Genomic DNA, 11164 nt, shown 5'->3' with positions numbered 1-11164 from the left:
CGGAGTAATCCTTTTTGTGGTTTAATTCTTTTCAACTGTCTAATGTTTGCAGTAAACAGTGTCAGCGATAAACATTGTTTTCTGAGAACACATTTATTTTTAGCCTAAATATAGGCTAAAAAGACAGCATAATTAGGTTCAGGACTCATATCATGTCCGCTTGCTTATTAAACCCGAAGAACCCCACCCCGCCAAAGCTGTGCTTTGTCTCCCCTCCCCGCCTGCGGGGAGGGGTTGGGGGTGGGGTGCAATGACTGCGGGAATAGTAACTAATTATGCAGACATGATATCACGCATCATATAAATGTTGTCCTAAGCCAAGGCGATTAAACAATCGCCCGTTTTTTTGCTCATCTCTGCAAGCACAGCAGCAAAAAGAACACATGAGAACGAAAGTACTACTAGAATTAGAGAAAGTTAATCTGCGTTTGAAGTCTGCAAAAGCAAAGGTGACAATTAGAGAATCGAATGGAAGTCTGCAATTACGGGCGACGTTACCAATTAAGCCGGGAGACAAAGACAGTAATGGAACTGGGAGAAAGCAATACAATCTCAGTTTGAATATTCCCGCTAACTTGGATGGACTCAAGACGGCTGAGGAAGAAGCTTATGAGTTAGGGAAGTTAATCGCTCGTAAAACTTTTGAGTGGAATGATAAATATTTAGGTAATGAAGCAATTAAAAAAGATTTTAAAACTATAGGAAAATTACTTGAAAAATTTGAAGAAGAGTATTTTAAAAATCATAAACGCACAACCAAAAGCGAACATACTTTTTTTTATTACTTTTCCCGAACCAAGAGATTTACCAATCCTCAAGATTTGGCAACTGCGGAAAATCTGATCGGTTCAATTGAGCAAATTGATAAAGAATGGGCTAAATATAATGCAGCTAGAGCGATCGCAGCATTTTGTGTGACATTCAATATCGAAATTGATTTATCGAAATATTCCAAAATGCCTGAGAATAATTCCCGTAATATACCTACAGATGCAGAAATATCTGAGGGAATTATCAAGTTTGAAGATTATCAAAACAACAGAGGTAATCAAGTTAATCAAAATCTTCAAGATAGCTGGCAATTATGGCGCTGGACATATGGAATGTTAGCAGTTTTTGGTTTACGTCCACGGGAACTTTTTATTAATCCTGATATTGATTGGTGGTTGAGTGCAGAAAATACAGATTTGACATGGAAAGTTGATAAAGATTGTAAGACTGGTGAGAGACAAGCATTACCATTATATAAGCAATGGATTGATGACTTTGATTTAAGAAATCCGAAGTATTTGGAGATGTTAAGGGGTGCGATCGCAAAAAAAGATAACACAAATCATGCTGAGATAACGGCGTTAACACAGCGAGTTAGTTGGTGGTTCCGCAAGATAGGATTGGATTTTAAACCTTATGATTTACGTCACGCTTGGGCAATTCGGGCGCATATTTTGGGGATACCAATTAAAGCGGCGGCGGATAATTTGGGGCATAGTGTGCAGGTTCACACCCAAACTTATCAGCGTTGGTTCTCGTTAGATATGCGGAAGTTGGCGATTAATCAAGCTTTGAGTAAGAGGAATGAAGTTGAGTTGATTAAAGAGGAGAATGCTAAGTTGAGGATGGAGAATGACAAGTTGAGATTAGAGATTGAGAAGTTGAGGATGGAAATGGTTTATAAACAAAATTAAATTTACTGATAAATCATACCACTTTTAGATAATTTGCTATGATTTATAGGTGAAAAATCATCAATAATAGAAATACACATTAAAAAAGTATGACAATAGAAACTTTGAACCAAATACTTAAGCAGCTTGAGACACTTGAACTAAAAGAGCTTCAGCAGCTTAATCAGACAATTCAAAAGTATCTTTCTGATAAAGAAGAAACTGTTAAGCAAGCAGCATTTCATCAAGCCCTGATCGATTCTGGGTTAGTAAAACAGATCAAGCATCCTACTTACGAGCCAATAACTGAGCGACGACTAATTCATGCTGAGGGAAAGCCTGTTTCTGAAAGTATCATTGAGGAACGCCGTTAGATGGCAGTTTATTTTCTAGACAGTAGCGCATTAGTTAAGCGTTATATTAGCGAAACTGGATCAGTTTGGGTTTTAGGGCTATTTGATCCGGCTCTCAAGAATGAGGTATTTATTGCTGCAATAACTGCTGTAGAAATTATAGCGGCAATTACCAGGCGAACGCGCAGTGGAAGTATTAGCATTACAGATGCGACAACAACACGCAATCAGTTCAAAATTGATTTACAGAAAGACTATCAAATTGTTGAAATCACAGAAAATATCATTAATTCTGGAATGGTATTATCTGAAACTTATGGTTTAAGAGGTTATGATGCTATCCAACTAGCAGTAGGTCGTGTAGTCAACACCATTTCCATTGCTAATGGATTATCTCCTATTACCTTTGTGTCCGCAGATAATGAGTTGAATGCAGCAGTTGTAAGTGAGGGATTAATGATTGAAAACCCTAATAGTCACCCATAATGCAAACTCACCTGCGATCGCATCCCTTCTAACTCATACATTGTCACAAAGTACAACAGATTCAACCCAAACTCATTTACTCAAAAACAATGCCACCATAAATTTCCGCCATCGGCAGTTCAATACTAACTGAATCTAAAGAAATAGATACTTCTAAGCTGCTAAAATCACTGAGCAACCAACCTTCAGCTTGTTTACTGTAGCGTTCCACAAAAGGTTCATCCTGCTCGATTAATAAATATTCGCTAAAACTCGGAATTGATCGATACATCCGAAATTTACTTTGGCGATCATAATCTGCGGTGGAAGGAGATAGAACTTCAACAATCAGTGTGGGATTTAAGACTTCATCTAAGCGATCGCCATTTAGTTGCGGTTCGCTATCAAAAACCATTACATCTGGATATACTCCGCGTCGATGTTCGGGAATCCACAGCCGTAAATCGCTGTTAATTGGCTCGAATTGAGTATCACGGAACACAGAGGTAAAATAGGTCAAAATGTTTCCACCGATGCGGCCGTGTTTGAGCGTTCCTCCAGGTATGGGTACAATTTCTCCATCTCGATATTCGTTGCGTCCTTCGGCTTTTTCTTCGATCGCACGATATTCATCCAAGCTGTAGCGGCGCGAGATGGTAGAAATCATAGGTCGTGAGCGATCGCATTGGCTATAAGACAACAATATTATTTTGTCACAGATTTCCTTGTGAGGTGATATTATGCTGCAATGCGATGCCTCCTGCGGGCTACGCCAACGCTTACGCATCTATCAACTGTTTTCAACCATCCAAACTAAAAATCCGAGAATTTGTTCTACAGGCGGGAGAGGATAATCCATCAAGTCGATGGTGACAAGATTATCCTCCAGCTTCAGGAATCGCCATTGTGTACCACTGCTAATAGAACCATAAATTACAGCAACTGGACGATTTTTTGCGGCGTTGAATCTTTGTGCTGCAACCATTTCTGCAATACATTGTCCAAACCCTGTTCTTAAATCAGCTTTTTTTGCTTCCAAAATTACTATTGCAGGTGCTTCAATTTCTAGGACTTCCGGCGAACGACTCAAAAGGAAATCACACATTCCATTAAGTCCAACTGCCTCATCAACTGTAAAATCTTCTCCAGAGAACAAGCTAATTTGGCGATTTAATATCCGTCTAACTTCTAATAATACTGGATAAATAATTCCTTCGGAACGCGCTTTTTCACTAGATGAAGAAGCAAGGGGAAGACTTTCTTCAAGATATGCCGTCAGTGTTGCAGATGCTTCAATTGGTTCAGTAGCAGGAATAAATCTTCCACCTTCTTGTGTTTTTAACCCGAAAGCTTCTTTAACTTTGCTGATAGTTGTAAACTGACTATAAAGCATATTTCTTATAAATCATAATATTGTAACCGTTGGCATAGCCCACCAAAGACATCGTATAACAAAACTATTTTGTCACAAATTTGATTGTGAGGATTGCCCTTTTGGTGTATGACACAGAAAAACAGGAGATTGCAGAATGAATAAGCTAAATTTGTATCGTGAACTAATTCAGAAATTATTGACGGCGCGAGGAAAGTTACGTTCTGGGAGCGATCCGATAGAAAGTCAAACCATTTTTGATACTACAAAAGACCACTATCAGCTTGTGCATCTGGGATGGAAGGATAGCAGTACCCGAATTTACGGCTGTGTGCTGCATGTAGATATCAAAGATGGTAAAATTTGGGTGCAGCATGATGGAACGGAGGATGCCCTGGCAGATCAACTTGTGAGCGAGGGAGTACCTAAGCAAGATATTGTCATAGCATATCATGCACCTCATGTAAGGCAGTATACAGAGTTTGCTATAGGCTAAACCTATTGAAAAAGCCTGTTTGCGATCGCTACCCACAAACAGGCTTGACTTTTTTATACTTCTAATTAAGCTTGCTCCCAAAGACCACGAACATAATCAGGTAGCCAGCTAGCAATTTCCTGAATTCGCTCTTCGGAAAGTTCGTCTTTGGTGGCAGAAAATACTGCTTTAACCGCTTGCTCTCTGTCTACTGTTCCCGGCTTCCCACCTTCGTTAGCAACTCGGAACAGGAAGCGATCGGAATCGATTTTAAAGATACCAGGGCCTTGCCAAGGTGGACGAACCCGGCTCAAAAATCTCACAAGTGGATTGCTATCTCTCCAAAGATCAGACACTTCAAACTGGAGTGCTTTTTCATCTGTAGGTACAGCCTCTGTATGCAGTTCTGCTTCGACGCGATCGCTAGCTTCTGTGGTCATTAAGTCACGCATTACGCGAAACACAACTTCGGTAAAGTCTCTTGCATCATAGGGATCTGCAAATCCGGCTCTGACCTGGACTTTTTCTAGGAACGAGCGATGTTCGTCGGCGATCGCAGTTCGAGTATCTTCTATTTCTGTTGGGTCAACTTCTGGAATATTTGTTCTAAAACTTTGATCTGGCATTGTTTTTTCTTGTGGTTATTAATTTTGAGTCTTTATGCTTACTTTATGTAAGGTCGCACAAATCAAAAACCCTTGGAATCTTCCAGAAGTTTGAGATGGTATCTATTCAAAAGTTAGAAATTTCTTTGATCTGCTCATAGCTGTAAAGTCATGGTTGAGGCAATACGGTTCAGTTAAGGGGGAAAGGGAAAAGGGAAAAGGCTAAATTCAAACCTTTCCCCCTTACCCCTTACCCTTTTCCCAAACCAAAAGGGAGATGAAAATTGCTTATCCGAATCGTATTGATGGTTGAGGTGACGAGAGTAATACTTCTAATGTTTGTGCCCGTCTGTGTCGAAAACCAGTCAAAATAAATGAGTTGGTATAAAATCAGCCGAAACAAAGATGCTAGAAACAACAAACATCGAAATTAACACCTCCTATGTCAAAGTACCCAACGATGACTTAGAAATCGATGCTTACTTAGCTCAACCAGCACAAAACGGAACCTTTGGCGCAGTTATAGTCTTTCCAGAAATTTTTGGAATCAATAGTAATATTCGAGATATTACTGAATTAATAGCCAAACAAGGTTATGTAGCAATAGCCCCCGCGATGTATCAACGTATTGCTCCAGGTTTTGAGGCTGATTTTAGCGCTGAAGATGTTGGGTTTAGTCCAGAAGCATATCGGCTTGGGTTGGAATATTATCAACAAGTGAAGTATCAAGAGATATTTAGCGATATTCAAGCTGCGATCGCTTACCTAAAAACTTTACCCAATGTCAAAGATGATGCCATAGGTGTCATTGGTTTCTGTTTTGGCGGTCATGTTGCTTATATGGCTGCGACTTTACCTGATATCAAAGCAACAGCTTTGTTTTACGGTGGTGGAATTACCACTTCTAGTTATGGCGAAGAGACTCCAACTATTAATCGCACCTCGGAAATCAAAGGTACTATTTATGCATTTTATGGCACAAGAGATACATTAGTTTCACAGGAGGAAACCGAGCAAATTGAGGCAGAATTAAAGAAACATCAAATCAATCATCGTGTATTTCGATACGATGCGGGACATGGATTCTTTGCCGGATTTTTCAAAGACAAGTACCCATTTATGGAACAACACCCAAGTTACAATCCTGAAGCTGCTCCTGATGCTTGGCAACATGTTTTAGAACTGTTTAAAAATAACTTGTGATCTAGTTACAAGCTAATCAATCTTCCTTTAAAAATGTTCGTAATCGGGACTTTAGTCCTGATTTTGTTCGTATAGCGTCTCGTAGAGAGGACTTTAGTCCTCACTACAAAACAAAATTACAAGACTGTGATACTGTTGGCTTTAAGCTTTTGAGTTTTTAAGCAGGAATTGACAACCACATAAAAACGGGTTTGGGCTGTCTGTGCGATAGTCTGCAAGCACTTCAATGGGGAGCTTGCTGTTGTAAATTAATTCGTCATAATCCATCAATGCATCCCACTTGATCTTGCCAGTGGGGAAGCCTAGCTGTGAAGCACCATCAGCTATTAACTCTTGCCATTTCTGAATTTCTGGATCTTGTGATTTGCAGTAATCGAGAATGGCAATCAAGGCACCAGGCTTAGTAACTCGCAGGATCTCTGCAAGGGCGCGGACTGGATGGCTCACGACACAGAGGGTAAATCCCGATGCTGCTGCATCAAAACTATTATCAGGAAAATCAAGATTGCAGAGATCCGATACCTTGAAAGTGATGTCTGCGGATACGCGCTTTTTACGTGCTTCATCGATCATCTTCTCAGAAAGATCGACACCGACGACACGTACACCTTCAGGATAGGCTGAAAGATTAAGACCAGTTCCTACCGCAGCATCCAATACGGTTTGTCCTGGTTTTAGCTGCAAGGAAGCAATTAAGGGTTCGCGCTCGATGTGCCAGTAACGCTTCATAATTGCGTCATAATCAACTGATCCTTGATCGTAGGTTTCAATCACCTGATGTATTTGCATAAATTTTTTAACAAGCAGAACTACTGCTTTTAACTATCTGTTCAACTGTATAATCTGTTAGCACCGAAAAGTTGTATATTCTCTTACCAATAAAAAAACTTCATTGTATACTCTCTTACCAACAAAATAACTTTATAATAAACAGATTCTCCGATATCCTTTGACCGAACAATATCTATAGCAGCGAAGTGACAAGAAGAGTTGGTGTATTATCGAAAATCGCGATGCCTCCGGTGGTCACTGAGCTTTGTCGAAGTGCGGGCTACGCCTACGCACCAATGGCACTGTTGCGATCGTGTAGAGTGATTCACCCTAAACAGCAAATCATTGTTCAAGGTTCGGAAATTAGCTAAGGGATTGTTACTAACATCACCTTACAAGTCAATGAAGTACACCCTCTTAACTTGAAATCTGCTGTATAATTTAAAACTCTCTACATCTTCCTGTTCCCCAAACCTCAGCCATAATTCATAGTTCAACCATTCTCTATCCCCAGAGGAATCTGAATGATCAACTCGGTTCCTTTTCCAGGAGTTGAGAAACACTCTAGTTTACCGCCATGTTTTTCTGTGATGATTTGATAGCTGATAGACATACCCATTCCGGTTCCTTTGCCAATGGGTTTGGTGGTGAAAAAGGGATCGAATATTCGTTGCTGAAATTCTGGAGAAATACCAACTCCATTATCAGCGATCGCCACTTCCAACCACGTTGAATTAACTACCGATGTGCGAATCTTAATTTGGCTGGGATTTTCCTTAATTTCCTGATAGGTAAGCTTTGTATTATTTTCTTCTAAGGCATCAATCGCATTTACTAAAATATTCATAAATACCTGATTGAGTTGTCCGGCATAGCATTCTACTAGAGGTACAGTGCCATAGTCTTTAATCACCTCAATTTCAGGTTGTTCTGGTTTAGCTTTGAGGCGGTGCTGCAAAATCATCAAAGTACTGTCGATGCCTTCATGAATATCGACGCGTTTAAATTCCGCTTCATCGATGCGAGAGAAATTCCGCAGCGACAGTACAATTTGACGGATGCGATCGGTGCCTACTCTCATCGAAGACAACATTTTTGGCAAGTCTTCCTGCAAAAACTCCAGATCGATGTCTTCAGCAATGGTTTGAATTTCAGCAGCAGGATAGGGATTATATTGCTGATACAACTGCATAAGTGCTAATAAATCCTGGATATATTCCTGCACATGGGCGAGGTTGCCATGAATAAAGTTGACTGGATTATTAATTTCGTGTGCGACTCCAGCCACTAGTTGTCCCAGACTAGACATTTTTTCACTTTGAACAACTTGAGATTGAGTGCGCTGCAATTCCCCTAATGTCTTTTTGAGTTCAGTGGTGCGTTCATCTACCCGTTCTTCTAATTCTTCTTTGCTTTTCTCTAAAGCAGTGAACGATTCGTGCAATTGCCCTGCCATATGGTTGAAAGAGTTGGACAGGGTATTAAGTTCTCGAATACTGCTAGTTTCTACTTTCTGATCTAAATTGCCGGATGCCATTGCCTCACTTGCCCAATTCAGACGTAGAATCGGGCGGACAATCCAATGAGAGGTGAACACGCCCATCATCGAAGCAACAACCAATGCGCCAAAACAAAGTGCGATCGTGGTATGCGTGTTGGCGTTAATTTGCGCCATAAATGCGTTTTCTGGCACACTCACTACCACTAGCCAATCTAAGCCATACTTGTCACGCCAAGGTAGAACATCGATAAAATAGCGTTTTCCTTGCACTTCAAGCTGAAAATCTGTGTCTTTAGTGATGGAAGCAAATCCGTTGAAAGTTTGGAGGTGTTTGGCAATGTTCTGGATTATTGGGTCAGAACTTTCCATTGCTCGCAATCTCTTAGCTTTTTGATTAATGGAGGTAAAGGGCTTTTCTGTGCCGGAAGTGGCAATTAATGTGCTATCCCGTTCTAAAAGAAATACCCGCCCAGACTTACTAATATCCAAACTGCGTAAAAAATCGCTGAGTTTCAGTAAATGGATATCCGTAGCAATCATTCCTAGTAAGCGATTTTGTGAATCATAGATTGGACGACTGGCAGAGGCGGCAATGTAAGGACCGCTAGGAAAGTTTTCAACCAGAATCTTTGTCCAAATAGGTTTACCAGCAGCTATGGGTTGGGTATACCAAAGTTGTTTAGAATTTTCCCAATCCCACCGAGTATTTACCTGAGTTCGATTGCCTTGATCGTCAGTAGCATAAGTGTAGACATTGTTAGGGGGCTTGGCAGTCCAATCATCAATGGTGATAGTTTTGCCATCATAACGAGCAGCACCTACTCCTTCACCCGTCGTTAGTCCGATACCAATATAAGTCAGGTCATAGGCCTGCATCTGATCCCAGAAATACTTGCCAAGGGTTTTGCGCTCGCCTACATCCAATATTCCCCTGCGGATAGCATCTGCATTGATCTGATTAAGGGTTTGCGGAACGGAAAGATGAGACTTCAAATGTTCATCCACTACCTCGCTGGTGCGGTGTATCAACTGCTTTGCCAGGTTGTTAACTGCTTTTTGTCCATTTTTAAAGGACAAATAACCTACTAAACTGACTGCTGCAAAAATTTGGATGAGGAAGGGAACAATAAGAACAATCTGTAATGGGTACGCCTTAGCTTGGCCGAGATAGGGAGTCTTCATTGCTGGAAGCTAAAAGTTGTGCTGATTTGATTTGCTTCTATAGTTCCCAAGATGTTCGCATACTCACCTTTGTTTAAATTTTTTTGTCAAGTCTAAGGCGGCTTTAGGGTGAAATGGTACTTTCTTAAGCAAAAATTGCTGCCCAGATCCCCAACTTCTACCTTCCAAGTGTCGGTAAGAATTCAAGGATCTAAATCCAGCCATTTAGTAAGTGACATAGGGTGCGTTGTGGGGGTTTCTTCTCCTGTATTCGCCTTGTTTCGCCACAGGGAAATCAGGCATTGCCCTTCTAACTGGCTGACTGCCAATTGTCGCAGCTGGCGCGACACAAAAAAATCAGAGTTTGAGATGTTCTAGATATTAGCAATAGTATCAGCACAAAATTTAGTTTTTTAATGTAGTTCCATCAGTTCAACTTTTAAATTTGGAGTAATTTATGCAGCAATTTCAAGTTACATCAGATAGTTTGAATATCCGTTCAGCACCGATTGTTAATGAAGCTAATCAAATAGCAGTTCTTCCCAAAGGATGTATTGTATCTAAAATAATTCAAAATTCTGATAATGATAAGTGGTGGAAGGTTGCAACTATTCTTGAAGGAAAAACTTTAGAAGGTTTTGTCGCTCAAAAATTCCTGAGTCCAGTCACAAAATTTTCTATTAAGACTGTGCTTAAAATTGGTGAAATTCCCATTCTCCGGGCAAATGGAGAATCTGCATTTTTCTATGAAGCAGGTATGAGCATTAATGCTGATGGTGCGCCTAATGCTTATCACCCCGCAGATAAAGGGATTGATTTTTTGGCAAATGCTGGTAGTCCAGGTAACTGGTGGGCACTAGCTGTAGATAAAAACGGCAATCCATTTATTCAAGGCAGTACCGATCCATTTCCTGGATACTATATTTCTACGACAGCATTATTCGACTCTGAATTTGTTAACCAAGATCCACGTCGCTATGTTGATTCAGCAAAGATTCCGTATATTGTTCTTCCAGGAAATGGTGATTTTAGAAAAGCTACAGGCGTTAAATTAGGAGATTTTGCAGTTGTTTACAACACTAACAATGAAAAACTTGCTTTTGCAATTTATGCTGATGTTGGGCCTAAAAACCAGATTGGAGAGGGTTCAATAGCTTTATCTCAAGCTCTGGGAAACGATCCATTAGTACGCTCAAGAGTCAGACAAGGAATTCCCAAGGACATCGTTTATATTGTTTTTCCCGGCTCTGGGAATGGAAAGGCAAGAACAATTTCAGAAATAGAAGCTGAAACTAAACGGTTCTTTGAAATATGGGGTGGTGTAGAACGGATAAAGTCTCTATAAAATTAGACCTTTTGCAAAAAGCACTTTTGCACTCTTGGGGAAAAGGGTAAAGGTTAAAGGGAAAGGGGACAATACAGAACCTTTCCCCTTTCCCCCTTTCCCTTTTCCCGACAAATGCCAAGAAGTCTAGTGTACCTGATGGAAAATCTGAGGTGCGATCGCATCTAATAGTTCAGTTACAGCTAATATAGCAAAGTGCTGAGTGCTGAGTGCTGAGTGCTGAGTAAAAACCCAGTCGTTTCAAGCCTT

Annotated in this window: 12 protein-coding genes and 1 pseudogene; 7 read left to right on the top strand and 6 right to left on the bottom strand. The window is 40.4% G+C overall.

The window, feature by feature from the left end:
• Window positions 1–341: 341 nt before the first annotated feature.
• The 3 genes and pseudogenes from RMY27_RS34760 to RMY27_RS34750 all read left to right on the top strand — a co-directional run.
• A pseudogene (locus RMY27_RS34760) lies at window positions 342–1685 on the top strand (site-specific integrase); the annotation flags it as partial.
• An 89-nt stretch (window positions 1686–1774) separates the two neighbouring features.
• Window positions 1775–2038 (top strand): hypothetical protein, encoded by a 264-nt coding sequence (locus RMY27_RS34755; RefSeq protein ID WP_322669347.1) that lies wholly within the window; start codon window positions 1775–1777, stop codon window positions 2036–2038.
• The gene (locus tag RMY27_RS34750) at window positions 2039–2503 is read left to right on the top strand and encodes a type II toxin-antitoxin system VapC family toxin (RefSeq protein WP_322669346.1); all 465 of its coding nucleotides are present in this window, start codon (window positions 2039–2041) and stop codon (window positions 2501–2503) included.
• A gap of 76 nt (window positions 2504–2579) precedes the next feature.
• Here RMY27_RS34750 and RMY27_RS34745 read toward each other — a convergent pair whose 3' ends face one another.
• Window positions 2580–3149 (bottom strand): Uma2 family endonuclease, encoded by a 570-nt coding sequence (locus tag RMY27_RS34745; protein ID WP_322669345.1) that lies wholly within the window; start codon window positions 3147–3149, stop codon window positions 2580–2582.
• Between the two features lie 123 nt (window positions 3150–3272).
• A complete protein-coding gene (locus RMY27_RS34740; RefSeq protein WP_322669344.1) occupies window positions 3273–3875 on the bottom strand; it encodes a hypothetical protein in 603 nt (200 codons plus the stop codon).
• A gap of 136 nt (window positions 3876–4011) precedes the next feature.
• Between RMY27_RS34740 and RMY27_RS34735 the strand changes: the two genes are divergently transcribed.
• Window positions 4012–4350 (top strand): XisI protein, encoded by a 339-nt coding sequence (locus RMY27_RS34735; RefSeq protein ID WP_322669343.1) that lies wholly within the window; start codon window positions 4012–4014, stop codon window positions 4348–4350.
• Window positions 4351–4415: 65 nt separating this feature from the next.
• Here the strand turns inward: RMY27_RS34735 and RMY27_RS34730 are convergent, their stop codons facing one another.
• On the bottom strand, window positions 4416–4955 hold the full coding sequence (locus RMY27_RS34730) for a DUF2267 domain-containing protein (RefSeq protein WP_322669342.1): 540 nt from the start codon (window positions 4953–4955) through the stop codon (window positions 4416–4418).
• Between the two features lie 384 nt (window positions 4956–5339).
• On the opposite strand from RMY27_RS34730, the gene RMY27_RS34725 reads away from it, so the two are divergent.
• Complete coding sequence (locus RMY27_RS34725; RefSeq protein WP_322669341.1) at window positions 5340–6137, top strand: dienelactone hydrolase family protein; 798 nt, start codon at window positions 5340–5342, stop codon at window positions 6135–6137.
• A 141-nt stretch (window positions 6138–6278) separates the two neighbouring features.
• On the opposite strand, the gene RMY27_RS34720 is transcribed toward RMY27_RS34725, so the two are convergent.
• Entirely contained in the window at window positions 6279–6926 is a 648-nt protein-coding gene (locus RMY27_RS34720) for a class I SAM-dependent methyltransferase (RefSeq protein ID WP_322669340.1), read from the bottom strand.
• Between the two features lie 188 nt (window positions 6927–7114).
• Between RMY27_RS34720 and RMY27_RS34715 the strand changes: the two genes are divergently transcribed.
• Window positions 7115–7279, top strand: coding sequence for a hypothetical protein (locus tag RMY27_RS34715; protein WP_322669339.1), 165 nt, complete (start codon window positions 7115–7117; stop codon window positions 7277–7279).
• A gap of 122 nt (window positions 7280–7401) precedes the next feature.
• Here RMY27_RS34715 and RMY27_RS34710 read toward each other — a convergent pair whose 3' ends face one another.
• Entirely contained in the window at window positions 7402–9591 is a 2190-nt protein-coding gene (locus RMY27_RS34710; protein WP_322669338.1) for an ATP-binding protein, read from the bottom strand.
• A 182-nt stretch (window positions 9592–9773) separates the two neighbouring features.
• Window positions 9774–9920 carry a hypothetical protein gene (locus RMY27_RS34705; RefSeq protein ID WP_322669337.1) on the bottom strand — a complete coding sequence of 49 codons (147 nt, stop codon included), beginning with the start codon at window positions 9918–9920 and terminating at the stop codon, window positions 9774–9776.
• A gap of 107 nt (window positions 9921–10027) precedes the next feature.
• Between RMY27_RS34705 and RMY27_RS34700 the strand changes: the two genes are divergently transcribed.
• Window positions 10028–10915 (top strand): glycoside hydrolase family 75 protein, encoded by an 888-nt coding sequence (locus RMY27_RS34700; RefSeq protein ID WP_322669336.1) that lies wholly within the window; start codon window positions 10028–10030, stop codon window positions 10913–10915.
• The last annotated feature ends 249 nt before the right edge of the window (window positions 10916–11164 follow it).

The organism is Nostoc sp. DedQUE09 (genome assembly GCF_034530915.1).
Lineage (GTDB): Bacteria > Cyanobacteriota > Cyanobacteriia > Cyanobacteriales > Nostocaceae > Nostoc.
The sequence above is the reverse complement of the archived record's forward strand: the minus strand, read 5'-3'. Positions and strand labels throughout refer to the sequence as shown.